We start from the raw sequence: 24,333 nt of genomic DNA, 5'->3' as shown, positions 1-24,333 counted from the left end.
TCGCGATTTTTGCGCCTAAACCGGCGCCGCTTTCGCGGACTGGGTTGCTCTTCGTAGGGGTTGCTCAATTGATGGTCACGGTCAGAGCGGGCCTGGTGGGTCAGGTGGTTGCCGGGAGCCAGCGGCGGATGCGGTGGCGGCTCGTGATCTCGGTCCAGATGTCGTCGCCGGATGCCGCGTCCTGCCATTCCTCCTCCGGCACCGCCGCCCGTCCCGTCCCGGGGTCGGGCTCCAGCGCGGCAGCCATGAGGCGGCGGGTGTACGGGTGGGCCGGGGCGAGGAAGACCGCGTCCGTGGGGCCCTCCTCGACCACCACGCCGTGCCGCAGCACCAGGACGCGGTCGGCGATCCCGCGGACCACCGCCAGGTCGTGGCTGATGAAGAGGCAGGCCAGCCGGCGCTCCCGGCGCAGGTCGTCCAGCAGTCGCAGGACCTCGGCCTGGACGGAGACGTCGAGCGCGGTGGTGATCTCGTCGGCGATGAGCACGTCGGGCTCGCCCGCCAGGGCCCGCGCGATGCCGATCCGCTGCCGCTGGCCGCCGGAGAGCTGGGCCGGCAGCCGGTCGGCGAACTCCGGGGGGAGGCGTACGTCCGCGATGAGGCGGCGGGCCCGTACCGCCGCGTCCGCGCGGGTGGCCGCCGTACCGAAGACGCGCAGCGGGCGGCGTACCGCGTCGCCCACGGAGCGGCGGGGGTTGAGGGAGGTGTCGGCGTTCTGGAAGACGAGCTGGACCTTGCGGCGCAGGGCGCGGGGGCGCTTGCGGGACGGCGCGGTGAGGTCCCCGCCGCCCGGACCGCCGTCGCTCGGACCGCCGGCGCCCTGGCTGTCCGTCGCCGTCATCGTGCCGCCGGACGGGGCGCGCAGCCCGGCCAGCGACCAGGCGAGCGTGGACTTGCCGCTGCCGGACTCCCCGACGAGCGCGAGGATCTCGCCGCGCCGGACCTGGAACGAGACACCGTGGACGGCGCGGGTGGCCCCGTAGTCGATGGTCACATCGCGCACGGCGACGGCCTCGGGGGCGTCGGCGGGCAGCACCGGCCGGGGGCGGATCTCGCGGGTGCCGTCCTCGCCGACCAGCGCGAGCCCCTCGTCCGCGAGGCGCGGCACACTGGCGAGCAGCCGGCGCGTGTACGGCTCGGCGGGCGCGCCGAAGAGCCGGTGCGTGGGCGCGCTCTCCACGACGCGGCCCGCGCGCAGCACGGCGACGTGGTCGGCCATGTGGGCGACCACCCCGAGGTCATGGCTGACCAGGACCGCGGCGAGGCCGAGTTCGTCGCGCAGCGCCCCGATCAGGTCGAGGACGCCGCGCTGGGTGACGACGTCCAGCCCCGTCGTCGGCTCGTCGAGGACCAGGACCCGGGGCCGGGCGGCGATGGCCATGGCGATGGCGACGCGCTGCTGCTGGCCGCCGGAGAGCTCGTGCGGATAGCGCCGGGCCAGGTCGGCGGGGCGGGGCAGCCGGACCTGTTCGAGGAGGTCCGTCACGGAGTGGCGCGCGGCGTCCTCGCCGCGCAGCGCCTCGGCGATCTGCCGGCCGACGCGCATGGACGGGGTGAGCGCGTGTCCCGCGTTCTGGGCGACCATCGCGACCGTACCGCCGCGCAGCCGCCGCAGCTCCCGGGCCGGGAGGGCGAAGACGTCCTGTCCGTCGACGCGTACGGTGCCGGCGGTGATCCGGGATCCGTGCCGCAGGTGGCCCAGGAGCGTGGCGGCGACAGTGGACTTGCCGCTGCCCGACTCGCCGACCAGGGCGAGGGTCCGGCCGGGCAGCACGTCGAGGGAGACGTCGTGGACGACGGGTACGTCCACGCCACCGGAGCGGTAGGCGACATGGAGGCCGGCCACCGAGACCAGCGCGGCGTCCTGGGCGGTCGTACGGGCGGCGGCAGCGTCGCCGGTGGCGTGCGTGGTCATCAGGATCCCTCCCGTATCCGGTCGACGCCCCACGCCTTGGACAGGCCGTCGGCGGCGAGGTTGAGTCCGACCACCAGGGTGGCCAGGGCGATGATCGGCGCGAGGCTGGCCATCGGTACGACGGTGATGGCGGTGCGGTTCTCCGCGACCATCAGTCCCCAGTCGGGGGTGGGCGGGTTGGCGCCGAAGCCGAGGAAGGACAGGGAACTGATCAGCAGCACCACCCAGGAGGCGCGCATCGCGAACTCGACGCACACCACGTCGGTGATGTTGGGCAGCACCTCGCGGCGCAGGATCGACCAGGTCGACTCGCCGCGGGCGCGCGCCGCCGTGACGTAGTCCGCGGGGACGACGGCGAGGGCCGCGCCGCGCACCACCCGTACCACCTGGGGTACGTAGACGACGGCGATGGCCAGCACGATGACGGCCGGGCCGGAGCCGAGCGCGGTGACGATGACGAGCAGGGCGAGGATCGAGGGCACGGAGAGCACCGCGTCCAGCACCCGCATCAGCGCGTCGTCCAGCCGGCCGCCGCGCAGTGCGGTGGCGCAGCCGAGGACGGTGCCCAGGGCGACGGTCAGCAGGGTCGCGGCGGCGGAGACACCGAGCGCGTACCGCCCGCCGTACAGCACCCGGGTGAGGACATCACGCCCGTACTGGTCGGTCCCGGCCCAGTGGTCCGCGCCCGGTCCCAGCAGGGCGCGCGCGGAGTCGCCCACGGTGGGCGCGTACGAGGTGAGGAGCGGGGCGAGCAGAGCGACGACCACATGGACGGCGACCACCGCGAGGCCGACGGTGGCCGTACGGGAGGAACGTACGGTCCGCCAGGCACGGACGGCGGGACCGGGGCGTACGGGCGGCGCGGCCGGCGCCGCGGAAGGTTCCGGGACACTCACGGAACTCTTCAGGTCCTCACTCATCAAGTCCTCCCGCCGCGGATACGGAGCTTGGGGTTCAGGGCCATCGCGCCGAGGTCGGCGGCGAGGTTGCACAGGACGTACACGACCGCGCTGATGAGGGCGATCGCCTGGATGACCGGCAGGTCGCGGTTCTGCACGGAGGAGAGCATCAGCTTGCCGATGCCCGGGTAGTTGAAGACGTTCTCGACGACGGCGACACCGCCGATGAGCCAGGCCACGTTGAGCGCGATCACGTGGAGCGTGGGGAGCAGGGCGCCGGGCAGCGCGTGCCGGGTCACCACGTGCCAGGAGGAGAGGCCCTTGAGCCGGGCGGTGGTGACGTACTCGCTCGCCATCACGTCGATCACGGAGGTACGGGCCATGCGCACGATGTACGCGGCCATCACGACGGCGAGCGAGGAGGCGGGCAGCCAGACGGCGGGCAGCAGTTGTCCGGCGGTGGCGGCGGGCCCGTAGAGCACGACGGCGGGGAAGAGCGGGAGCGCGACCGAGAAGGCGAGGACGAGGACGGTCGCCACGACGAACTCGGGGACGCTCATCCCGACCAGGCTGACCGTGGAGATGAGGTGGTCGGGCCAGCGGTCGCGGTAGTACCCGGCGACGACGCCGAGGACGAGGGAGCCGGTGACGGCGAACAGGACGGTGACGCCGGCGATCAGCAGGGAGTTGCCGAGGTGCTGCGCGACCTCGCCGCCCACGGCCTTGCCGGAGACGAGCGCGCTGCCGAAGTCCCCCTGGACGGCGCCCTTGACCCACTGGACGTAGCGCTCCCAGGCGGGCTGGTCGAGATGGAGCTTGTCGCGGAGCGCGGCGACGGCGGAGGGTGTGGCGTCCTTGCCGAGGACCTGGGTGGCGACGTCACCGGGCAGCGCCTGGACGGCGAGGAAGACGAGGACGGAGGAGAGCAGGAGGGTGCCGAGCGCGGTGACGACGCGGCGGACCAGGAAGGTGAACACGGTGGTCTCAGGCTCCCTTCAGGCCGATGCCGAGATAGTCGAACTCGAATCCGTGCTCGGCGTAGCCGCGCACCTTCCGGGAGATGCCGACGAGCCGGTCCGCGAACATCGGGGTCATCGCCCCGCCCTTCTCGATCACGAAGGTCTGGGCCTCGCCGTACAGTTCGCGCCGGCGCGTGTCGTCGGTCTCGCGCCGGGCCCGGTCGAGCAGCGCGTCGAACGCCTGGTCGGACCAGGCGGTCTCGTTGTAGCCGGAGCCGCTGCGGAAGACCTGGTTGAGGAGCTGGTCGACGGGGCGGCCGGTGAACCAGTAGGTGGCCATGAGCGGCTTCTTCATCCAGATCTGGGTGTAGTACGAGTCCGCCGAGGCGGTCTTGACCCTGACCCGGATGCCGGCGCGCCCGGCCGACTCCTGGTAGGCGAGGGCCATGGGCGTGAAGATCGGGTCGTAGGACGAGGTGTGGAGGTCGACGGCCAGCCGCTCCTGGCCCGCCCGCTTGAGGAGATACCGGGCCTTCTCGGGGTCGTGCACGGGGTGGGCGGCGAGGTGGTTGGGGTCACTGGGCGGTACGGGGTTGTCCCAGCCGAGGGTGCCCGCACCCTGGAGGGCGACCTTGAGGACGTGTTCGGGGTCGTAGGCGAGCTTCATCGCCTGCCGTACCCGGACGTCGGTGAAGGGCTTCTCGGTGGTGAGCATCGGCAGGACGTACCACTGTGCGTCCTTGACGCGGGTGATGGTGGCGCGGTCGGAGGCGGCGACGACCCGGGCGGTGGCGAAGTCCAGATTGGTCTGGGAGAGCAGATCGACCTGCCCGGCGAGCAGGGCGCCCGAGCGGGCCTGCATGTCGGCGACGGAGTAGAAGTCGATGGCGTCGAGGACGGGGCGGCCGGCCCAGTGCTCCTCGTACGCGGTGACCCGGCCGGGGCCCGCGGCGGCGAAGGACGTCAGCCGGAAGGGTCCGGTGCCGATGCCGGTGCGGCCGATGGAGCGGGCGCTGCCGTCGGGGATGACATAGCAGTTGTAGTGCGTCAGCAGGCTGGGGAACTCGGCGTTCGGGGTCTTCAGCGGGACGACGAGGGTGTGGGCGTCCGGGGTGCGCAGGGTCTTCGGGTCGACGAGCGGGGCGAGGACGGCGGCCTGCGGTGAGGCGGTCGCGGCGTCGAGGATGTGGCGGAGGGTGTACGCGGCGTCGGCGGAGGTGAAGGCGCGGCCGTCGTGGAAGGTGAGACCGCGGCGGAGCCGGAAGGTCCAGGTACGGGCCTGGTCGTCCGGTTCCCAGGACTCGGCGAGGTCGGGGGCGAGCAGACCGTCGGGGCCGACCCGGACGAGCCGGTTGTAGAGGGCGCCGAGGTATTCGTACGCGGAGAGCGCGCTCGCCGGGTCCAGGGTCTCCGCCTCGGAGGCGGGCGGCCTGGCGATCCGCAGGGTGCCGCCGCGGTCGGGCCGGCCGGCGGGCGCCGCGGCGGGCAGGACGCCCGCCGCCGGTCCGGTCCGGGCGCCGCCGCCGGAGCACCCGGTGAGCAGCCAGGAGGCGCCGAGCGCCGCGCCGCCGGCCGCCGCGGCGGTGAGCAGCGCGCGGCGGGGCATCGCGGACGCCGCGGCCGTCCCGGCCGGGCCGGTCGCGCCGGGGTCCGTTCGTCGGTCAGTGTCGGACATGTACCGGACACCCTTCGCATTGATTCGTTCCGCTGAACGATTGGGTGAAGTGCGTGAACGATAGCCAGGCGTCACTCCCCCGCCAACCCCTTGTGCGCGGAAATTAACGCGGGAAATCGACTCGTTACCTGGGGCGAGGTGCTTGCGTCAGCCGGCGCGGGGTGCTTCCGTCAGCCTGCGCGGGGGGCCGTCGGCGGGCCGTAGAGCGCGGCCAGTTCGGCCCCGAGGCGCGCCAGGTGCGCCCGGGCCGCCGGGGGCGCGAGGACCTCGATCCGGGCGCCCAGCCCGGCCAGTTGGGCCGCCAGGACCTCTGGCGAGGGCCCGTCGACCTCGAACTCCATCCAGCCCCGGGGCAGCGGTCCGCCGAGCCGCAGCCGTCCGGTGAACAGCCCGCGCAGCAGGGCCTCGGCGCCGCGCTCGGCGCGTGCCCGTACGGTCACCGCGCGCATCCGGTCCTCCATCGTCGCGGCGAGGGAGCGCCAGGCCGCGGCGAGGTCGAACCCCTCGGGGCGGACGACGGGCTCGCCGGTCGGCTCGACGGAGGTGATCCGGCTGAGCCGGAAGATCCGCAGCCCGCCCGCGCCGGTGCCGGTGCCGGTGCCCGCGACGAGATAGCGGACGCCGTTCTTGGTCGCGAGGCCCAGCGGATGGACGATCCGCCCTTCGGCCGGCCTGCCGGGCCGCTCGTACCCGAGACGGATCTGCGTCCCGTCGACCACGGCGCGCTCCAGCGCCCTGAGGTGCGGGGAGCCGCTCTCGTACGGCGTGGGCGACGGGCCGGCCCCGCCCGGGGCACCGGTCCGCGGCGCGGTCTCGACGTCGGGACCGGTGCCACGGCCGGCGCCACTGCCGGTGTCGGCGGGCGGTGTCTGCGGCACGGCGCGGACGAGCCCGCGCGGCGCCGTCCGGGGCTCGGGGGCGGCCGGCGAGACCCCCGCGACCAGGAACAGCTCGCGGATCTCGCCGACGGTCAGCCCGGTGAGCTCGGTCCGCGCCCCGCCCACCAGCGCCCAGCCGCCGCCCCGGCCACGCTGCGGGTAGACGGGTATACCGGCGGTCGCCAGCGCCTCCAGGTCGCGGCGCGCCGTGCGCTCCGACACGGCCAGCTCGGCCGCCACCTCGGCCGCGGTCACCCGTCCACGGGACTGGAGGAACAGCAGCGTCGCCACCAGACGATCCGCCCTCATACGACCATTCTCCTCCTGAAACCGGTCAGAAGATGGCCTGTTTGGACTGATCCATGTGACCGTAGATCCGTCTGCCAGCCTGAAGGAGCCATCCATGCGTATCGCCGTCCTCGACGACTACCAGCGGGCCGCCCGCCGTTTCACCGACTGGGACGCGCTCGACGGCGACGTGGTCTTCTTCCACGAGCCGCTGTCCGGCGTGGCCGCGGTGAGCACGGCGCTGGCCGGTTTCGACGTGGTGGTCGCCATGCGGGAACGCACCCCGTTCACCGCCGAACTCTTCGAGCGGCTGCCCGCGCTCCGGCTGCTGGTGACCACCGGGATGGCGAACGCGTCGGTGGATCTGGCGGCGGCCCGGCGGCAGGGGGTGACGGTCTGCGGGACGGAGTCGGTGCCGCACGCCACGGCGGAGCTGACGTGGGGTCTGATCCTGTCGCTGGCCCGGCACATCCCCGCCGAGGCGGCGGGGATGCGGGAGGGCGGCTGGCAGCGGACGATCGGCCGCGATCTGCACGGCCGGACGCTCGGGGTCGTCGGTCTGGGGCGGCTCGGCTCCCGGGTCGCCTCGATCGGCGCCGCGTTCGGGATGCGGGTCGTCGCCTGGAGCAGCAATCTGGACGCGGACCGGGCCAGGGCGGCGGGGGTGGAGCCGGTGGACCGGCGGACGCTCTTCTCCCAGGCCGATGTCGTCACCGTGCACTACAAGCTGAGCGAGCGCAGTACCGGGCTGATCGGCGCCCAGGAGCTGTCCTGGATGAAGCCGACGGCCCTGCTCGTCAACACCTCACGGGGCCCGCTGATCGACACCGCCGCGCTGGTCGAGGCCCTGCGCGCCGAGCGGATCGCGGGGGCGGGCCTCGACGTGTACGACCTGGAGCCGCTGCCCGCCGACGACGTGCTGCGCACCCTCCCCCGCACCGTCCTGACCCCGCACCTCGGCTATGTCACCGAGGCCACGTACGAGGTGTTCTACGGTCAGGCGGCCGAGGACATCGCGGCGTTCCACGCGGGCACGCCCCTGCGCGTCCTCAACGGCTGACGTGTCCCGTGGGGACGGCCGCCCGCCGTGGGGGCAGGCGGCCGTCGGGGCTCCTCGGTCAGGACTCCTCGAAGTAGGCGTCCAGGACCTCGTCCAGCTCCGCCTCCCACTGCTTGAGGAGGTTCTTGGCCGGTGCCTCCACCTCGGCGTCGAACCAGCGGCGCGACGAGATGTGGACCGTGACCGTGAACCGGCGCCCGAACCGGGGGGTCTTGACCTCGACCGCGCCGATCTCGTCCCAGTCGAACTCGGCCTCCTGGTCGTCCAGCCGGAACCGGACGCCCTCCCGGTCCGCGGTGATCGAACCGCGGCGGTCGCTGACCTCGAAGACGGGGCCGTCCTCAAGGCCGGCCTCGGTACCGTCCTCGGGGCCGTCCTCCGCCGGCTCCTTCTCCGCCGCCGGATCCCGCTCGCCGTCCTCGTCCCGCCCGCCCGGCGCGTCGCGCTCTTCCGGCCCGTCCCGTCCGTCGCGCTTTCCGTGCCCGTCGTGCCCGTCGTGTTCGTCAGGTCGTTGCTCCGCCTCCGGCTGCTCCTCTCCCTTCTCCGCCGTCGCAGGAGCGGCCGCCTCGTCGGCGGCGGCCGGCTCCTCGGTCTCGTCCCCGGCCCGCCCGGGCTCCTTCCCCGCCGGCTTCGGCGGGGCGGGGGCCACGAGACCGGGGATGTACGCCGGGTCTGTCCCCGCGGCGAACTCGGTCTGGATTTTCGGATCTATGCGCTGCTCCACGGCAGGAAGTATGGACGACGAAGCTGTATGAGCCCAGTGAGCCCTCCGCCGCCCCGCTCAGCCTGCCCCGACCAGCCGCAGCACCCGTACCCCGTACGGCTCCAGGGTGACCTCGTCCGCGGCGGAACCGTCCAGCCCTGTCAGCCGCAGTCCGGCCTCGACAACGGGTTTGACCACCAGTTCCTCCCGGCCCTGGCTCACCAGCCAGACATAGCGGCGGCCGTCCTCGTGGTCCAGGAGATCGACCGCCACCCTGAGGTCGGCCACGGTCACCGGACGGCGTACCCCCGCGTACGCGGCGAGCGCGTCGTACAGCCGCACCGTCTGTTCCGGGTTGACGCGCGGTGTGACCGAGGCCATGTGCTCCAGCGGGTAGGTGCACAGCACCACGGCGCCCGCGCCGGTCTCGCGCAGCAGCAGGGCGGGGCGCCCCCGGCCGTCGGTGGCCAGCACCTCGGCTCCGTACGGCTCCACGGGCAGGAAGACCCGGCTGCTCGGCGTGCCGGCGGCGCGGAAGGAGAGGGTGTCGCCCTCGGCGAGGGTGCCGAAGGGGCGGGTGAGGGTGAGTTCGACGGTGTCGTCCTCGATCGGGTCGACCAGGCCGTACTCCAGGGTGTGCCGGACCCCGAAGAGCCGGTCGAGATGGGCGTACCAAGGGCCGCGCTGCTCCTCGTGGGCGCCGGGTGAGTAGGAGACGTAGACGGTCGCGCCGCCCCGGGCCAGTTCCTCCAGCCGGTACCAGCTCGGGGAGAGCAACTGCTTGGTGGAGGGCAGCAGATAGAGCCGGTGGCCGTCCGTGATGCCGTCGCTCTCCCGTACGACGGTGGCGGGGGCGTCGGCCAGCCGGGAGCTGATCCAGGCCTGCCGCCCGGTCCGCTCCACGTACGAGCGGTCCTCCTCCCGGGTGAAGGGGTAGAGGGTGTCCAGGTACGAGGAGACCACCAGCGCGGTGTCGGTGCCGGGCCGGACGCAGTGGCCGAAGTCGATGCGCTCCAGCAGTTCCGCGAACGCCCGGACCTCCTTGAGCTGGGGTTTGGGGGTGCCCGCGCTGTCGGTGAGCCCGAAGTGCATCTCGAAGGCGTGGTGCGAGTAGGGCGGTTGCTCACGCAGGGTGTCGTAGTCGGTGTTGTTCCAGGCGATCCAGCCGGTGGCGCCGGCCAGCAGGCTGTTGTGGAGCGCCTGGCGGTAGTAGCGGGCGGCGTGCGGTCCTGACGCGAAGTCGGAGGTGAGCCCGAACTCCTCCAGGACGACGGGGAGTCCGAAGCCGCCGGTCAGTTCGCACACCCACGCGGCCGCGTAGTGCTGGCGGACCGGGTCGTCCTCCATGCGGTAGACGTGCGGGCCGAGCCAGTCGGTGAGGGCGGCGCAGTCCCGTAGCCGGAAACCGTTGTCGTGGCCGGAGTTCTCCAGGCCCCAGGCGCCGTCACCGAGCGAGACCGGCTGCCGGGCGCCGGAGGCCCGTACGCCGTCCACCACGAGCTGGGCCCAGGCGGCCACCTCCTCCCGCGTGGCGCCCGCCCGCCCGTAGATCGGCATCTCGTTGGAGACCAGCCACCCGGCCACGGCCGGATGGTCCTTGAAGCGGGCCGCCATCTCCCGCGCGAACCACGCCTGCCGGGAGACCAGCCAGACATCGGTGTAGAGGTCCCGGCCGCCGCGCCAGGCCGGGTCCCAGTTCTCGCCGGACATGTGGCCCACGAGGAAGGTGGGGACCGTGGTCATGCCGAGGGCGTGGTGCCGGTCCAGGAAGTCCGCGTAGTGGGCGCAGAGCCGCTCGTCGATCCGGTCGGGCTCCGGCATGAAGTCCGGCCAGTAGAAGAACGACCGGGTCATGTTGAGCCCGTGGTCGCGCAGCACCCGCAGCTCCTCGTCGACCACCTCGCCGCGGTACGAGCGCCACATGAGCGGCCCTCCGGTACGCGACCAGAAATTGGCGCCGATCCAGGTGACGGGGTGCTCGCCGACGGAAATCCGGGCAGCGGGACGCGGCATCTTCGTACTCCCTAGAACGGGGGACTGATGAAATACCTGCGTGTGTCGTCCGTGCGTGTGTCGGTGTGCGCGGGAAGTGCCTCGGGTGCGCGTGGAGATCGTGTGCGGCCCCGGTGCGGACGGGGTCGGTGCCACATCTTTTCCAGTGAATCGCTGTACCGGTTTAGCGTCAACCCCGCACGGCATTACCGTAAACCGGTTTAGGTGTTTGCCGCGGGCGGCGGCGCGACGCTGCCGCGCGGGGTGAGACGGGGCGCCGGGTCCTGGCGGTCCGGTACCGCGAGCCCGCCGGCCGCCTCGCGCAGCATCCGCGCCGCACGCGCGCCGTGGGCCACGATGTCCCTGCTCAGCGCGGTCAGCGGCGGGTCCACCAGCTCGCACAGGGCGGAGTCGTCCCAGGCGACGACGGAGAGGTCGGCGGGCACCCGTACGCCCAGGGAGCGCGCGGCGGTCAGACCCGACACGGCCATCACGTCGTTGTCGTAGAGGATCGCGGTGGGCGGGCGGTCCGCGCCGAGGAGGGCGCGGGTGGCCGCCGCGCCGCCCTCCCCGCTGTAGTCGGCCTCGACGGTCCTGCCGGTGAGCCCCCGGTCCCGTACGGCCGCGTCGAAGGCCGCCGTACGGATCGCCGTGTGGCGCAGCGGAGCCGGGCCGCCGACCCGGGCGAGTCGGCGATGGCCCAGGCCGGCGAGGTGGTCGACGACGGTGGTGACGGCCGCGGCGTCGTCGCTCCACACGGCGGGCAGCCCGCCGGTGCCGATGGGCGCGCCGATCACCACGGCGGGCAGGCCCAGCTCCTCCAGCACGGGGACGCGGGCGTCGTCGACCTTCAGGTCCACCAGGAAGACGCCGTCCACCCGGCGCCGGGCCGACCAGGAGCGGTAGAGCGCGATCTCGGTGGCCCGGTCCTCGGCCATGGTGAAGAGGAGGGGGGTGGCGTCGGCGATCAGTTCGGCCTGGATCCCGGAGATGAGCTGCATGAAGAAGGGTTCGAGGCCGAGGGTGTGCGCCGGGCGGTCGATGACCAGGCCGAACGCCCCCGCCGTGCCCCCGGAGAGCGCCCGCGCCGCGCTGTTGGGCTGCCAGCCCAGTTCCTGGGCGATGGCCCGGATGCGCCGCCGGGTGGGTTCCGAGACGCCGGGGCGGTCGTTGAGGGCGAACGAGACGGCGGCCTTGGTGACGCCGGCCCGATCGGCGATATCGGCCATGGTGGGGCGCTTCACGGTGGGGTTCCTCGCTTTTCTCCGCAGGTACGGACAGCGGCCCGGGACGGGGCCCGGCGATGAATATGGCCGAATCGGTCCGGGAGGAAATCCCGGCCCTCGCACATCGTTCACCGGGGAAGTTGAGAAAAGCAATGCACCGGCATTGACACTCGCTTTCCGGCGCCTTTAATTTCACGGCGCCGGAAGGTGTGCGGACCACCCCCATCGGACCATCCCCCATCGGACCACCCCCACCCACCCTCGTACAGCCGAGCCAAGGGGCCGACATGACCGTACCGACCGTGATCACCGCGCGCGCGGGCCGCAGGACGCCGCCCTCCGTGACCCTGCTCGCCAGCGCCGTCGCCGGCGCGCTGCTGGTGGCCGGCTGCACCGGCGGCGGGGCCGCCTCCCGGGGCGAGGAGGCGAAGGCGGCCGAGGACCCGTCGAAGGTCTCCGGGACCATCACCGTGCTGACCCACCGCACGGACTGGGTGCAGGACGGCACGATGAAGAAGTACGCCGACGCGTTCCGGAAGGTCTACCCCAAGGTGACCGTCGAGTTCGACGGGATCACCGACTACGAGGGGGAGGTCAAGATCCGGATGAACACCGAGAACTACGGCGACGTCCTCATGATCCCGGCCGCGATCAAGCGGAACGACTACCCGAAGTTCTTCGCCTCCCTGGGCAGTCGGACGGAGCGGGAGAAGAAGTACCGGTTCACCGCCTTCACCACGGTGGACGACAAGGTCTACGGGCAGAGCCCGATCGGGGTGGCGCCCGGCTTCCTCTACAACAGGAAGGTGTGGGAACGGGCCGGGGTCACCGAGTGGCCCACGACGCCCGCCGCCTTCCTCGACGGTCTGAAGGCGATCAAGTCACGGACGGACGCGGTGCCGTACTACACCAACTTCAAGGACATGTGGCCGCTCACCTCGTGGACCAACGCACTGGGTTCGGTGAGCTGCGACGCCCAGGCGAACAACCTGCTGGCGACGACCGACCCGTGGGCCGAGGGGTCCGAACTGCGCGCCATCGACACCCTGCTGTACGACATGGTGCGCGGCAAGCTGGTCGAGAAGGACCCGTCGACCACCAACTGGGAAGGTTCGAAGCCCCGGTTGGCGAAAGGTGAGATCGCCACGATGTGGCTGGGTTCCTGGGCCATCAGCCAGTTCCGGGCCGCCGCGGGGCAGGCCGGCACGGACCCCGACGACATCGGCTTCATGCCCTACCCCGCCCAGGTGGACGGCGCGTTCTGCGCGGTCGCGTCGCCGGACTACGCGCAGGCGGTGAACGTCCACTCGCAGCGGAAGGAGGCGGCGCGCGCCTGGATCGACTGGTTCACCGAGAAGTCCGGGTACGCGGCCGACAACCTGGCGCTCTCACCGCTGAAGGGCGACCCGCTGCCGGAGGTGCTGAAGCCGTACACGGACCGGGGCGTGAAGTTCATCGAGCTGGACCAGAAGGACGCGGCGCGGGTCAACGAGATCGACAACGCGGCCGAGGTCGGCCTCCAGAAGCCGGACTACCGCCAGGACCTGGTCGACGTGGCGCGCGGCGCCGCCCGGGGCGATCTCGACGGGTTCCTCGCCGGCCTTTCCCGGCGCTGGACCGAGGCGGAGAAGAGCGCGGGCGCGCGATGACGCGCCGGCTGTGGCGGGAGCTGACGCCCTGGCTCTTCCTGCTCGTACCGCTGGCGCTGCTGGTGGTCTTCACGTACGCCCCGGTCGTCAACATGATCGTGTACAGCTTCACGGACTGGGACGGGGTCAGCCCGGACCTCGCGTTCACCGGGATCGGCAACTACGTGGAGCTGTTCACCCGGCCCGAGCTGTTCCAGGTCTTCTTCGTCAGCGGCTACTACCTGGCGGCGTCGGTGGTGCAGATCGCCGCCGCGCTCTACTTCGCGACGGTGCTGAGCTTCCGCACCCGGTTCCGCAATTTCTTCAAGGGCGTGCTGTTCTTCCCGTATCTGATCAACGGGGTCGCGATCGGCTTCGTCTTCCTCTACTTCTTCCAGGACGGCGGCACGCTCGACTCGGTGCTGCGGCTGTTCGGGGTCGCAGGTGACCACGCCTGGCTCTCCTCCGCCACCTCGGCCAACGTCTCCCTGGCCGGGGTCTCGGTCTGGCGGTTCATGGGGCTGAACTTCGTGCTGTTCCTCGGCGCGATCCAGTCGATCCCCGGTGAGCTGTACGAGGCGTCCGAACTGGACGGGGCGAACCGATGGCAGCAGTTCCGGCACATCATCGCGCCCGGCATCCGGCCGGTGCTGAGCCTCAGTGTGATCCTCGCGGTCTCCGGTTCGCTCTCGGTCTTCGAGATCCCGTACATCATGACCGGCGGGGCCACCGGCACCGAGACCTTCGTGATCCAGACCGTGAAGCTGGCGTTCCAGTTCAACAAGACAGGGCTGGCCTCGGCGGCGGCGGTCGTCCTGCTGCTGATCATTCTGGCGGTGACCTGGGTGCAGCGCCGTCTCGTCCCGGACGACAAGGTGGATCTCGTATGAGCGCCCGCGCCCGGCTGGCCGGCTCGCTGAAGTACCTCTCCCTGGTGGTGGCGGCCGTGGTGGTGCTGCTGCCCCTCACGGTGGTCTTCCTGACCTCGCTGAAGACCGGGAAGGAGATGGCCGACGGCAGCGGCGCGCTGGCGCTGCCGGAGAACCCGCTCAACTTCGGGAACTACGCGACGGCGTTCTCCGACGGCAAAATGCTCGGCGCCTTCGGGAACACCGCGTTCATCCTGCTCTTCGCGATCACCGGGACGGTGGTCATCGGCTCCATGACGGCGTACGCCGTCGACCGCTTCGACTTCCGGTTCCGGCGGCTGGTGGTCGCGCTCTTCCTGGTCGCGACGCTGGTGCCCGGGGTGACGACGCAGGTGGCGACCTTCCAGATCGTCAACAGCTTCGGTCTCTACGACTCGATCTGGGCGCCGATCGTGCTCTACATGGGCACCGACATCGTCTCGATCTACATCTTCCTCCAGTTCATCCGGGGGATCCCGGTCTCGCTCGACGAATCGGCGCGGCTGGACGGCGCGAACTCCCTCACGGTCTTCTGGAGGATCATCTTCCCGCTGCTCAAGCCGGCCGTCGCCACGGTGGTCATCATCAAGGGCATCACGGTCTACAACGACTTCTACATCCCGTTCCTCTACATGCCGTCCGAGGAACTGGGCACCATCTCCACGTCGTTGTTCCGCTTCAAGGGCCCTTTCGGGGCGCACTGGGAGAACATCTCGGCGGGGGCGGTGCTGGTCATCGTGCCGACGCTGGTCGCGTTCCTCTTCCTCCAGCGCTACATCTACAACGGCTTCACGCGGGGTGCGACCCGCTGAGACCGCCGGGGGCGAACCAGGTGGGCGCGTCGTTGAGCGCCTGCTTGATCCGGAAGCGCGCGAACTCGGGCAGCTCCGGCAGGGCGTCCACGGAGAACCACGCGACGTCCAGCGACTCGTCGTCGTTGACCCGCGCCTCGCCCCCGACGGCCCGGCAGCGGAAGGTGATGTCCATGTACTGGCACGTGTCGCCGTTGGGATAGACGACCGGCTTCAGCGTCTGGACGAGCACGACCCGCTCCGCCTCGCACCGTACGGCGGTTTCCTCGTACACCTCGCGCACCGCCGCGACGGCGGGCTGCTCCCCCGGCTCGGGGATGCCGCCGATGACCGACCACCCGCCCGTGTCGGCGCGCCGCCCGAGCAGGACGCGCCCCTCGTCGTCGAAGACGATGGCGCTCACGCCCGGAAGGAAGAGCAGCTGGTGGCCGGCGTCGGCCCGGATCTCACGGATGAAGTCAGGGGTTCCCATGCCACCGACCCTAACCGGCGGCTCCGGTGCTCAAGCCGCCTTCCGCGCACGCCGGTCGCGTGCGGCGCCGACCGCCACCCAGCCCAGTCCGGCCACCGCGACGGCCACCAGCAGCGCCTCGGGCAGCGGGCCGAGCCGGGTCGCGGGCGTCAGCGAGGAGCGCAGCGGGACCTTCGCGACCAGCGCGTCCGGGGTGAACATCCCGCTCCGCTCGGTGATCCGGCCGTCGGGCTGGATGATGGCGCTGACCCCGCTGGTGACCGGGACGACCACGGTCCTGCTGTGCTCGACGGCCCGCACCCGTGACATCGCGAGCTGCTGGTACGTCATCTCGCTGCGGTCGAACGTGGCGTTGTTGCTGGGTACGGAGATGAGCTGGGCGCCGTGCGTGACGGCGTCCCTTACGGTCCAGTCGAACGCCGCCTCGTAGCAGGTGGCGAGGCCGACCTCGGTGCCGGCCATGTCGAAAACACCGGTTCTGTCGCCGCGGCCGAAGTCCCTGCGGACCATCTCCGCGTAGCCGGGGCTGACCCACCGCACCACGGAGCGCAGCGGAAGGTACTCGCCGAACGGCTGGATCTCCCGCTTGTCGTACGTGGCGGTCGGGCCGCGCTCGGGGTCCCAGAGGATCTGCCGGTTGTACAGCGGGCCGCTGTCGGGCGTGACGACGGCACCGACGGAGATCGGGGCGCCGATCGCCTTGGCCGCCTGGTCGATCACGTCGTACGCGTCGGCGTTGCGGTACGGGTCGATGTCGGAGGAGTTCTCCGGCCACAGCACGACGTCGGGCCGCGGCTCCTTGCCCGCCTTCACGTCGGCCGCGAGCTGAAGCGTCCTGCGCACATGGTTGTCGAGGACGGCCCGGCGCTGGGCGTTGAACTCCAGGCCGGCGCGCGGCACGTTGCCCTGGATCGCGGCGACGGTCGCGGTCCCGTCCTGCGCCGAGTCGCTGACGAGCGGCAGTGCGGCGAGCGCCGCGACGACCGGGACGAGGACGGTGGCCGCCGCCGCGGCGACCGCTCCCCGCGGGACCGTGCGGGTCGCGCGGTACGCGAGGACCTGGCGGACGCCCTCGTACAGCCCGAAGCCGCAGAGCACTACGGCGAAGCCGAGCACGGGGGTGCCGCCGACCGCGGCGAGCGGCAGGAAGACGCCGTCCGCCTGGCCGAAGGCGATCTTGCCCCAGGGGAACCCGCCGAACGGCAACCGGGCGCGCGCCGCCTCGCCGAGGATCCAGACCGCCGCGGCCCAGACCGGCCACAGCGGCAGCTTGCTGACGGCGGCGATCCCGAGCCCGGTGAACGCGATGAACACGGCTTCCAGCGCCACGAGACCGAGCCAGGGGCCCGGTCCCACCTCGGTGCCGGTCCAGTACAGCAGCGGCAGCAGGAAGCCGAGCCCCGCGAGATAGCCGAGGCCGAGCGCCGCCCGCGGCCGGCGCCCGTACAGGCTCCAGGCGAGCAGGGCGAAGCCGGGCAGGGCCAGCCACCACAGGGTGCGGGGCGGGAAGCTCGCGTAGAGCAGCAGACCGGCCGCCGCGGCTCCGGCCGGTCGGGCGAACCGCCGGAACAGGGACGGCCCGGGGCCGGTCGGGGCGGCGGGCTGCGGGGGTTCGACGGTGGTCATGGTGGCGCTCACCTGCCGGAGTCTACGGTGACACCGCCGGTGCCGGGAGCGAGACCGGTGCCCTTCCGCCGGCGCCCGCGCCGGGGCGCGGAAGCCGCGGTCCCGGCGGGGGCGTCGGCCGGGACCCGAGGGAATCCTTCTCCGCAATCCCTCCACAAACGCCCGTCCCTGCCGTTAACGTGTGCGCCAGTCCGTGACGTACGGGCTGGATCCGGCCATGCGCGCGGAGAGAGACCCGGCACAGTTCGAGCGACAGGCCCTGGGGGGTCGGCACCATGTCCGCACCGGCGGAACGGACCGCGGCGGGGCGGCGCGGCAGAGCACCCGACGCGGTCGGCGCCGCGCTGCTCGCCGGCTGCGCCGTATGGGCGCTGATCAGCACGGCCGGGCGGGAGGCCAGGCCCGAGGGGGTGCTGCTCGCGGTACTCGCCGTCACCACGGGGTACGTCGTCGGCCGGATCAGCGGATCGCTCGTACCGGTCGCGGCCGCGTCCGCCATGGCGCTCCTCTGGCTCGCCGGAGCGATCGCATCAAGCCAGGAGACGTTCGGCACGGCGGTGAGCGCGGCCGCCCCTCCCGGCGACTCCGGCGCGGTGGCCGCGCTGCTGGTACTGGGCGGCGGGGCCGCCTGCTGCGCCGGTACGGGGGCCCGCCGGGCGTCCGGGCGGCTGGCGCTGCGGCTGCTGGCCCTGGTGATCGCGGGCTGCGCGCTGCTGCTCGGCTCGGTCGTGGGGTTCCTCGCCACCGTCGGCGTGCTGCTGTGTTCGCTGGCCGCGGCCCGGCTGCGCGGGCGCGTCCTGTGGCTCGCGGGGTACGCGCTGATCACGGCACTGATCGTCGGGACGTCCTGGGCGGTGGCGGAGCGCGCGCTCCCCGAGGGGCTCACGGTCTCCCTGGAGGGACAGCTCACCCAGCACCGGGTGGAGCTGTGGCACGACGCCGCCGAGCTGGCGAGGGAGCGTCCGGGGCGCGGGATCGGCCCGGACCGGTTCGGTGATCTCAGCCCGTCGGTGTCCCGCTCGCTGGACGACGACGGCAAGCCGCATTCGGCACCGCTCCAGCAGGCGGCCGAGCAGGGTGTGGTGGGGGTGGTGCTGCTGGGGGCGCTGTTCGGCTGGTTGCTGTACGTACTGGGGCGCTCGCCCTGCTCCACTCCGGTGATTCTGACGGCGGGGGCCACGCTGACGGCGCTGGCCGCGGTGGCGACCGTGGGGAACGCGCTGAGCTTCACGCAGGTGACGGCGGGCGCGGGACTGCTGGCCGGGCTGGCGACGGCCCGGCCGGCGGCGGGCACCGGCGCGCCGCCCGAACCGGCCGCCAGCGCGCGGACCGGGACCCCGGCGGAGGTCTAGGCGCAGGTGTACGGGCATGGCCGCCCGGGAGAACAGCCGCGCGGGGGCTCAGGCGCCTGCCGCGCCGGTGCCGGGCGCGGGCAGCAGGGCCAGCCGGTGGCGGATGATCCGTACCGCCGACTCGGCGTCGTCCACCGTGACCGTGAACGTCCGGCCGTCGCCGAGCTTGAGGACCAGGGCCTCGCCCCGCCGCACCACCACCGCCGTGCCCATCTCGGGGCGCCAGCGGTAGCCCCAGCCGCCCCACTGGCGCGGGGTGACCCGGGGCGCGAAGTCCGCGTCCACCACCTGGGCGAACTCGATGCGTCTGCGGGGCAGGCCCATGTGGCCGCAGCGCACCTCCAGGCACTCCTCGTCGACACTGACAGCCACATGGACGAAGGCGAGCGTGCCGAAGAGGATCAGCAGGCCCGCCGCCACACAGCCGACGACGGACATCAGCAGGGCCACGGGACCGCTGTTCCAGCTGGAGTCGACGGCCAGCTCGACGCCGAGCGCGACGCACGCCGCGCCGACGGCCGCCAGCAGCCACTGCACACGATTGGTGGCCCGGCCGTTCCAGGTCTCCGGCGGGGGCGGGGCCACCGGGCTCTCGGGCCCGGGATGCTCCTTCATGCCATGCAGCGTACTCAGATTCCGCCCCTCGGGGAGCCCCTGTGGACAACCGGCGGGCGCTACGCCGAACGGGTCACTCGGCCCGTACGAGACCCGCGAGCGCCCGCCCCTCCGCGTAGGCCAGCGCGGAGGGCGGCAGCGCGGACTCGCGCCCGCCCAGCAGCACGGTGAGCCGCCCGACGGCACCGCCGGGCCCGGGCCGCCCGCCGGCCCGGCGCAGCGCCTGTGCGGCGACCGCGCCGGCCGAGCCGTACAGCGCGGGGTCCGGCAGGCCGGGCTCGCGGACCGCGGCGAGGATACGCCCGGCGACCAGCTCGTAGTGGGTGCAGCCGAGGACGACGGCCCGTACGCCACGCGGTGTCAGCGCGGCGGCGGCCGCCACCGCGCGGTCGATCGCCTCCTCGTCCGCGTGCTGCACCGCGTCCGCGAGCCCGGGGCACGGCACTTCGGTGACGTCGGCCGCGGCGGCGAAGTCGCGGATCAGGGCGCGCTGGTACGGGCTGCCGGTGGTGGCCGGGGTCGCCCAGATCGCGACGGCGCCGCCACCGGAGGCCGCCGGCTTGATCGCCGGGACGGTGCCGATGACGGGCAGCCGCGGCTCCAGTTCGGCGCGGAGCGCGGGCAGCGCGTGGACCGAGGCGGTGTTGCAGGCGATGATCAGGGCGTCGGGGCGGTGCCCGGCCGCGGCGCGGGCGACGGCGAGGGCGAGCTCGGTGACGTCCTCGGGGGTACGGGGCCCCCAGGGCATCGAGTCGGGGTCCGAGGAGAGGACGAGATCGGCTTCGGGGCACAGCCGCCGTACCGCGTCCGCCGCCGCGAGCAGGCCGATGCCGGAGTCCATGAGCGCGATCTTCACCCGGTCACCATAGTCGACGGCACTTGCGGTCCTCCTCAGGTGGTGCAGACTGCGGCGAATGAGCGCCGTTGTCTGGATCGCCGTGGGTTCGCTGGCCGCGTGGTGCTGGCTGTTGCTGGGTCAGGGGTTCTTCTGGCGTACGGATCAGCGGCTGCCCGCGCACGAGAGGTGCGCGGACGATCCCAAGGGGCACGAGGGGGACGACGGCCGGTCCTGGCCCTCGGTCGCCGTCGTCGTACCGGCGCGGGACGAGGCCGCCGTACTGCCGCAGTCGCTGCCGTCCCTCCTGGCCCAGGTCTATCCGGGCAGCGCGGAGATCTTCCTGATCGACGACGGCAGCCGGGACGGGACGGCCGCCCTGGCGCGGGAGCTCTCGGCGCGCTACGGCGGGCTGCCGCTGACCGTCGCGTCGCCCGGCGAGCCCGAGCCCGGCTGGACCGGCAAGCTGTGGGCGCTGCGGCACGGCATCGCGCTGGCCCGCGCCCGCGATCCCGAGTACCTGCTGCTGACGGACGCGGACATCGCCCATGAGCCGGACAGCCTGCGGGAGCTGGTGGCCTCCGCGAGGCCGGAGGGGTTCGACCTCGTCTCGCAGATGGCGCGGCTGCGGGTCGTCAGCGGCTGGGAGAAGCTCATCGTCCCCGCGTTCGTGTACTTCTTCGCGCAGCTCTATCCGTTCCGCCGGATCAACCGTCCGGGCGCGCGGACCTCGGCCGCCGCGGGCGGCTGCGTCCTGCTGCGTACGGAGGCCGCCGTGCGGGCCCGGGTGCCGGAGTCGATCCGCCAGGCCGTGATCGACGACGTGTCCCTGGCCCGCGCGGTGCGGCGCAGCGGCGGACGGATCTGGCTGGGGCTGGCGGAGCGGGTGGACAGTGTGCGGCCCTATCCGCGGCTGGCCGATCTGTGGCGGATGGTCTCGCGCAGCGCGTACGCCCAGCTGCGGCACAGTCCGCTGCTGCTCCTGGGCACGGTGGCGGGGATGGCGGTGGTCTATCTGGCGCCGCCCGTGGCGTTGTGCGTGGGGGTGTTCGGCGGGAACGGGGCCGCGGGGTGGCTGGGGTTCGCGGCGTGGGCGGTGATGACGGGGACGTACGTCCCGATACTGCGCTACTACCGGCTGTCCCTGTGGCTGGCTCCGCTGCTGCCGTTCACGGCGCTGCTCTATCTGCTGATGACGGTCGATTCCGCGGTGCTGCACCACCGGGGGCGCGGGGCGGCCTGGAAGGGCCGGACGTACACCCGTCCTGAGACCGCCCCCGACCCCTGACGGACGGGGGTGGTCCGGCCGTCGGCGTAGGTCACTTCCTGCCGGGTGTCCAGTTCATGCCCCATCCGTAGGCGTAATCGATGGTGCGCTGCGGGCTGACGCCCCGTTCCGGTACGAGAAAGCGTGCCTCGCGCTGGACGACGAGGTCGGAACCGGTATTGGTGATCAGCGCGAGTGAGCAGACCGTCGAGGCCACCGTGCATTCGCCGAGCGAGAAGTCGATCGCGGCGCCGTGCTGCGGCTGGAGCGTGACCGTCGCGTCGAGATCCGCGAAACTGCGGGCGCCTTCGTAGATGGTCACGAAGATGACGACGCGGCGCAGCCGGTCCTTGTGGTCGAGGTTGATGGTGAGGTTCTCACCGCTGGAGACGGCGCCCGTGCGGTCGTCGCCGTCGAGATGGATGTACGGCGGCTGGTTGAGGGCGCCGAAGGCATTACCGAGGGCCTGGACCACGCCTTTGCGGCCGTCGGTCAGTTCGTAGAGCGCGCACAGGTCGAGATCGAGATCTCCGTGCATGGCGACGGCCCGGCCGAGTTTGGCGCCCCATCCCTTGAACTGTTTACGCACCTGCCAGTTGAGGTTCACGCGCATCGCGCCCGAGGTTCCGCCCTGTTTGGCGAGGGAGACGGAGGGCGCGTCCTTCGTCAGCGTCACCTTGCTGAGCCGTACGGGCGCGGCGGGGCGGGACGGAGCGGACTGCGCCGGGGGCGTCGGGGCTGTCGGGGCTGTCGGGGGCGTCGGGGCCGCCGAGGGAACGGTCGGGCGCGTGGGAGGTACGGACGGCGCGGGCGGTACGGACGGCGCGGTCCGTGCCGGGCGCGCGGGCCGGGCCGGGGCGGGCGGCGTGGTGCGGGACGGCGCCGGGGCCGGGGCCGAGGGGCCCGGGTCGTCGACCGAGATGCCGAAGTCCGTTGCCAGACCGGCGAGTCCGCTGCCGTATCCCTGCCCGACGGCCCGGAACTTCCACTGTCCCTGGCGGCGGTACAGCTCGCCGACGACGAACGCCGTCTCGACGGTCGCGTCCGTGGAGTCGTACCGCGCGAGCTCCGCGCCGGTGGCCGCGTCCAGCACCCGTACGCGCAGTCCCGGAACCCGGCCGAAGGTGCCGCCGTCGGCGGAGGCCGCGAGGACGATCCGCTCGACGGCGGGTTCGACCCCGGCGAGATCCACCGCGAGGGTGTCCGTGACCTCGGCTCCCCCGGGCTTCTTGCCTTCGTGCCGCACCGCCCCCGAGGCGTGCCGCGGCTGGTTGTAGAAGACGAAGTCCGCGTCCGAACGGACCTTTCCGGAGACGAGCAGGAGGGCCGACGCGTCGACGTCCGGCACCCCCGGTCCTGAACGCCATCCCAATTCGACGCGGACGGCGGGCGCCGCCAGCGGAAGATTGGCTCCTTTAAGCATGGACATGCTCGCCCCCATCGCGCATCGCTGAGTCCGAGGATTCGGTCCCGTCAAACCTAATCGAGACGGCGGCGCGGTGAACCCCGCCAACAGCGCGGACACCGCGGGACTCACTGGTAACCCCCCGCGAACTTGCCTTTTACACGATCCCGACGCGTCAGGACGACCGTTTTTCCCACGTTCGCTCGCATTGGGGATGCGAAGACACCCAGAGGTCCCCAAAGAACCCCCAATCCCGACTCCCCAACCGGCGCGTCCTGGGCTTAACTTATGTTCCATGACCTCCCCCCGCGCCACCTACGGCGGCGGTTACTACACCGCCCCGGCGTTCCCGGACACCCCGATCTACGACTCCCTGGTCGCGGAGCGGGGCACGCCTCAGATCGCTCCGATCCGAGTGCCCGCCGCCTACGACACGGGCAACAGCTATCTGCCGGCCCTGCCCGCCGCGCTGCCGGCCCTTCCGGCGGCGCCCTCGCACTCCACCCCGTCCTACGGGGGCGGCTACCCGCAGCAGCAGCCCATGCAGCAGATGCCGCAGCCGATGCCGCTCCAGCAGGCACCGGCTCCGTACATCCCGCAGCAGGCCGCCGCGCCCCGGGGCTACCAGCAGGCTCCCCAGCCCCAGCAGTACGGGCAGCCCCAGCCGCAGCGTCCGATGCCCGGTACCGGGTACGAGGCGATGCGTCCGGCCGCGGCGCGCCCGGCCCCCGCGGCGCCTCAGCAGTACGAGGACCCGTACAACCGGCCCTACCAGGGCCGGGGTTACTGAGACAGCCCGCTCAGGGCCCGGGGCGCCGACGGGAGGCACCGGGACAGGAGGTACCGGACAGCAGGGGCGGCAGGGGGCAGCGGCGACATCCGGCCATGCCCCGGGCCGGGGCAAGGCGGGCCCCGTCGGGCGGCCGGCGGCTGACAGGATGGCTTCATGCCGAAGCCGTTCCACGCCGTTGTGCACGCTCTGGGGGTCCACCCGGTCAAGTCGATGGCCGGGTGCGCGCCCGCGAGCGCCGTGGTGGAGCCCTGGGGGCTCGCCGCGGACCGCCGCTGGGCGCTGATCGACCGTACCGGGAAGGTGGTCACGCAGCGCCAGCGTCCGGGGCTGGCGCTGGTCCACGCGGAGCCGCTGCCCGCGGGCGCCGTCCGGCTGCGCGGGCCCGGACTCGGCCCGGTGGACGTCGCGGTTCCGGAACCCGCGGCCGGGAGCACGACGGGGACGGATCTCGTCGTGATGCACATCTTCGGGACCAAGGTCGAGTCGGTGCCGGCCGGTCCCGGCGCGAGTGAGGTGGACCGCCGGCTGAGCGCGTACCTCGGGGAGGAGGTCCGGCTTGTCCACCTCGACGACCCGGCCACGCGCCGGCCGGTCAACCCGCTCTACGGCCGGCCCGGCGAGACGGTCTCCTTCGCCGACGGCTTTCCGCTGCTCGTCACCTCCATGGCGTCGCTCGACGCCCTCAACGCGCTGATCGCGCAGGGGGACCACCCGGAGGAGGGTCCGTTGCCGATGGACCGGTTCCGGCCGAATCTCGTGGTGGCGGGGACGGCGCCCTGGGCGGAGGACGGCTGGCGGCGTCTCGCCGTCGGCGAGGTCGCCTTCCGGGTCGCCAAGCCGTGCGGGCGCTGTGTCATCACCACCACCGACCAGCGCACGGCGGAGCGCGGCCGGGAGCCGCTGCGGACCCTCGGCCGCCACCGCCGCCTCGACGGGAAGCTCGTCTTCGGGCAGAACCTGGTCCCCGAGTCGACCGGCACGGTGCGGGTGGGAGATCCGGTGACGGTGCTGGAGTGACCCGCGCC

Annotated in this window: 21 protein-coding genes; 8 read left to right on the top strand and 13 right to left on the bottom strand. The window is 72.7% G+C overall.

The features are described 5' to 3' along the window. Positions 1-100: 100 nt before the first annotated feature. The 5 genes from ACFTZC_RS09330 to ACFTZC_RS09310 all read right to left on the bottom strand — a co-directional run bounded on the left by ACFTZC_RS09330 (position 101) and on the right by ACFTZC_RS09310 (position 6,635). Positions 101-1,915, bottom strand: a complete 1,815-nt coding sequence (locus tag ACFTZC_RS09330) for a dipeptide ABC transporter ATP-binding protein (protein ID WP_382888171.1) — start codon at positions 1,913-1,915, stop codon at positions 101-103. After that, positions 1,915-2,835, bottom strand: a complete 921-nt coding sequence (locus ACFTZC_RS09325) for an ABC transporter permease (RefSeq protein ID WP_382888170.1) — start codon at positions 2,833-2,835, stop codon at positions 1,915-1,917. The genes ACFTZC_RS09330 and ACFTZC_RS09325 overlap by 1 nt, the downstream gene beginning before the upstream one ends. Then, a complete protein-coding gene (locus tag ACFTZC_RS09320) occupies positions 2,835-3,791 on the bottom strand; it encodes an ABC transporter permease (protein ID WP_382888169.1) in 957 nt (318 codons plus the stop codon). Before ACFTZC_RS09320 ends, ACFTZC_RS09325 begins: the two co-directional genes overlap by 1 nt. Before the next feature lie 7 nt (positions 3,792-3,798). Beyond that, positions 3,799-5,448, bottom strand: a complete 1,650-nt coding sequence (locus tag ACFTZC_RS09315) for an ABC transporter substrate-binding protein (protein ID WP_382888168.1) — start codon at positions 5,446-5,448, stop codon at positions 3,799-3,801. Positions 5,449-5,618: 170 nt separating this feature from the next. After that, positions 5,619-6,635, bottom strand: a complete 1,017-nt coding sequence (locus ACFTZC_RS09310) for a helix-turn-helix transcriptional regulator (protein WP_382888166.1) — start codon at positions 6,633-6,635, stop codon at positions 5,619-5,621. Positions 6,636-6,729: 94 nt separating this feature from the next. On the opposite strand from ACFTZC_RS09310, the gene ACFTZC_RS09305 reads away from it, so the two are divergent. After that, a complete protein-coding gene (locus ACFTZC_RS09305; RefSeq protein ID WP_382888165.1) occupies positions 6,730-7,674 on the top strand; it encodes a D-2-hydroxyacid dehydrogenase family protein in 945 nt (314 codons plus the stop codon). Positions 7,675-7,732: 58 nt separating this feature from the next. On the opposite strand, the gene ACFTZC_RS09300 is transcribed toward ACFTZC_RS09305, so the two are convergent. The 3 genes from ACFTZC_RS09300 to ACFTZC_RS09290 form a co-directional block, all read right to left on the bottom strand. Further along, a complete protein-coding gene (locus tag ACFTZC_RS09300) occupies positions 7,733-8,398 on the bottom strand; it encodes a hypothetical protein (RefSeq protein WP_382888164.1) in 666 nt (221 codons plus the stop codon). Positions 8,399-8,455: 57 nt separating this feature from the next. Continuing rightward, positions 8,456-10,390, bottom strand: coding sequence for a cellulase family glycosylhydrolase (locus tag ACFTZC_RS09295; protein ID WP_382888163.1), 1,935 nt, complete (start codon positions 10,388-10,390; stop codon positions 8,456-8,458). 200 nt (positions 10,391-10,590) lie between these two features. Further along, positions 10,591-11,613 (bottom strand): LacI family DNA-binding transcriptional regulator, encoded by a 1,023-nt coding sequence (locus tag ACFTZC_RS09290; RefSeq protein WP_382888162.1) that lies wholly within the window; start codon positions 11,611-11,613, stop codon positions 10,591-10,593. A gap of 269 nt (positions 11,614-11,882) precedes the next feature. On the opposite strand from ACFTZC_RS09290, the gene ACFTZC_RS09285 reads away from it, so the two are divergent. The 3 genes from ACFTZC_RS09285 to ACFTZC_RS09275 are packed head-to-tail and all read left to right on the top strand — an operon-like array spanning position 11,883 to position 14,943. Then, positions 11,883-13,244, top strand: a complete 1,362-nt coding sequence (locus ACFTZC_RS09285) for an ABC transporter substrate-binding protein (RefSeq protein ID WP_382888161.1) — start codon at positions 11,883-11,885, stop codon at positions 13,242-13,244. Next, positions 13,241-14,113: a carbohydrate ABC transporter permease gene (locus ACFTZC_RS09280; protein WP_382888159.1), complete on the top strand. Its 873-nt coding sequence runs from the start codon at positions 13,241-13,243 to the stop codon at positions 14,111-14,113. The genes ACFTZC_RS09285 and ACFTZC_RS09280 overlap by 4 nt, the downstream gene beginning before the upstream one ends. Continuing rightward, a complete protein-coding gene (locus ACFTZC_RS09275) occupies positions 14,110-14,943 on the top strand; it encodes a carbohydrate ABC transporter permease (protein ID WP_382888158.1) in 834 nt (277 codons plus the stop codon). Before ACFTZC_RS09280 ends, ACFTZC_RS09275 begins: the two co-directional genes overlap by 4 nt. On the opposite strand, the gene ACFTZC_RS09270 is transcribed toward ACFTZC_RS09275, so the two are convergent. Then, positions 14,921-15,415: an NUDIX domain-containing protein gene (locus ACFTZC_RS09270; protein WP_382888157.1), complete on the bottom strand. Its 495-nt coding sequence runs from the start codon at positions 15,413-15,415 to the stop codon at positions 14,921-14,923. The genes ACFTZC_RS09275 and ACFTZC_RS09270 overlap by 23 nt on opposite strands. Before the next feature lie 30 nt (positions 15,416-15,445). After that, positions 15,446-17,053, bottom strand: coding sequence for an apolipoprotein N-acyltransferase (lnt, locus tag ACFTZC_RS09265; RefSeq protein WP_382888156.1), 1,608 nt, complete (start codon positions 17,051-17,053; stop codon positions 15,446-15,448). A 263-nt stretch (positions 17,054-17,316) separates the two neighbouring features. Here lnt and ACFTZC_RS09260 point away from each other — a divergent pair, with 263 nt between their 5' ends. Beyond that, positions 17,317-18,393, top strand: coding sequence for an O-antigen ligase family protein (locus ACFTZC_RS09260; protein ID WP_382888155.1), 1,077 nt, complete (start codon positions 17,317-17,319; stop codon positions 18,391-18,393). 48 nt (positions 18,394-18,441) lie between these two features. On the opposite strand, the gene ACFTZC_RS09255 is transcribed toward ACFTZC_RS09260, so the two are convergent. Together ACFTZC_RS09255 and ACFTZC_RS09250 are read right to left on the bottom strand one after the other, a co-directional pair. Next, on the bottom strand, positions 18,442-19,008 hold the full coding sequence (locus tag ACFTZC_RS09255) for a hypothetical protein (protein WP_382888154.1): 567 nt from the start codon (positions 19,006-19,008) through the stop codon (positions 18,442-18,444). 73 nt (positions 19,009-19,081) lie between these two features. Further along, positions 19,082-19,864 (bottom strand): glutamate racemase, encoded by a 783-nt coding sequence (locus ACFTZC_RS09250; RefSeq protein ID WP_382888153.1) that lies wholly within the window; start codon positions 19,862-19,864, stop codon positions 19,082-19,084. Between the two features lie 58 nt (positions 19,865-19,922). On the opposite strand from ACFTZC_RS09250, the gene ACFTZC_RS09245 reads away from it, so the two are divergent. Then, on the top strand, positions 19,923-21,131 hold the full coding sequence (locus ACFTZC_RS09245) for a glycosyltransferase (RefSeq protein ID WP_382888152.1): 1,209 nt from the start codon (positions 19,923-19,925) through the stop codon (positions 21,129-21,131). A gap of 31 nt (positions 21,132-21,162) precedes the next feature. Here the strand turns inward: ACFTZC_RS09245 and ACFTZC_RS09240 are convergent, their stop codons facing one another. Continuing rightward, positions 21,163-22,533 (bottom strand): TerD family protein, encoded by a 1,371-nt coding sequence (locus ACFTZC_RS09240; protein ID WP_382888363.1) that lies wholly within the window; start codon positions 22,531-22,533, stop codon positions 21,163-21,165. Positions 22,534-22,810: 277 nt separating this feature from the next. Here ACFTZC_RS09240 and ACFTZC_RS09235 point away from each other — a divergent pair, with 277 nt between their 5' ends. Next, positions 22,811-23,305 (top strand): DUF6643 family protein, encoded by a 495-nt coding sequence (locus tag ACFTZC_RS09235; RefSeq protein ID WP_382888151.1) that lies wholly within the window; start codon positions 22,811-22,813, stop codon positions 23,303-23,305. Between the two features lie 156 nt (positions 23,306-23,461). Next, on the top strand, positions 23,462-24,325 hold the full coding sequence (locus ACFTZC_RS09230; protein WP_382888150.1) for an MOSC domain-containing protein: 864 nt from the start codon (positions 23,462-23,464) through the stop codon (positions 24,323-24,325). The last annotated feature ends 8 nt before the right edge of the window (positions 24,326-24,333 follow it).

It is taken from the genome of Streptomyces sp. NPDC056987, assembly GCF_042673865.1.
In the GTDB taxonomy this organism is placed as follows: domain Bacteria; phylum Actinomycetota; class Actinomycetes; order Streptomycetales; family Streptomycetaceae; genus Streptomyces.
Note: the sequence above shows the minus strand (reverse complement) of the source record. Positions and strands in the feature narration are given on the sequence as shown.

Coding starts and splice junctions, on each gene's coding strand:
- ACFTZC_RS09280 (WP_382888159.1), top strand. CDS start 13,241: ATGACGCGCCGGCTGTGGCGGGAGCTGACGCCCTGGCTCTTCCTGCTC.
- ACFTZC_RS09325 (WP_382888170.1), bottom strand. CDS start 2,835: ATGAGTGAGGACCTGAAGAGTTCCGTGAGTGTCCCGGAACCTTCCGCG.
- ACFTZC_RS09285 (WP_382888161.1), top strand. CDS start 11,883: ATGACCGTACCGACCGTGATCACCGCGCGCGCGGGCCGCAGGACGCCG.
- ACFTZC_RS09235 (WP_382888151.1), top strand. CDS start 22,811: ATGACCTCCCCCCGCGCCACCTACGGCGGCGGTTACTACACCGCCCCG.
- ACFTZC_RS09230 (WP_382888150.1), top strand. CDS start 23,462: ATGCCGAAGCCGTTCCACGCCGTTGTGCACGCTCTGGGGGTCCACCCG.
- ACFTZC_RS09245 (WP_382888152.1), top strand. CDS start 19,923: ATGAGCGCCGTTGTCTGGATCGCCGTGGGTTCGCTGGCCGCGTGGTGC.
- ACFTZC_RS09270 (WP_382888157.1), bottom strand. CDS start 15,415: ATGGGAACCCCTGACTTCATCCGTGAGATCCGGGCCGACGCCGGCCAC.
- ACFTZC_RS09260 (WP_382888155.1), top strand. CDS start 17,317: ATGTCCGCACCGGCGGAACGGACCGCGGCGGGGCGGCGCGGCAGAGCA.
- ACFTZC_RS09330 (WP_382888171.1), bottom strand. CDS start 1,915: ATGACCACGCACGCCACCGGCGACGCTGCCGCCGCCCGTACGACCGCC.
- ACFTZC_RS09315 (WP_382888168.1), bottom strand. CDS start 5,448: ATGTCCGACACTGACCGACGAACGGACCCCGGCGCGACCGGCCCGGCC.
- ACFTZC_RS09305 (WP_382888165.1), top strand. CDS start 6,730: ATGCGTATCGCCGTCCTCGACGACTACCAGCGGGCCGCCCGCCGTTTC.
- ACFTZC_RS09295 (WP_382888163.1), bottom strand. CDS start 10,390: ATGCCGCGTCCCGCTGCCCGGATTTCCGTCGGCGAGCACCCCGTCACC.
- ACFTZC_RS09255 (WP_382888154.1), bottom strand. CDS start 19,008: ATGAAGGAGCATCCCGGGCCCGAGAGCCCGGTGGCCCCGCCCCCGCCG.
- ACFTZC_RS09310 (WP_382888166.1), bottom strand. CDS start 6,635: ATGAGGGCGGATCGTCTGGTGGCGACGCTGCTGTTCCTCCAGTCCCGT.
- ACFTZC_RS09275 (WP_382888158.1), top strand. CDS start 14,110: ATGAGCGCCCGCGCCCGGCTGGCCGGCTCGCTGAAGTACCTCTCCCTG.
- ACFTZC_RS09240 (WP_382888363.1), bottom strand. CDS start 22,533: ATGCTTAAAGGAGCCAATCTTCCGCTGGCGGCGCCCGCCGTCCGCGTC.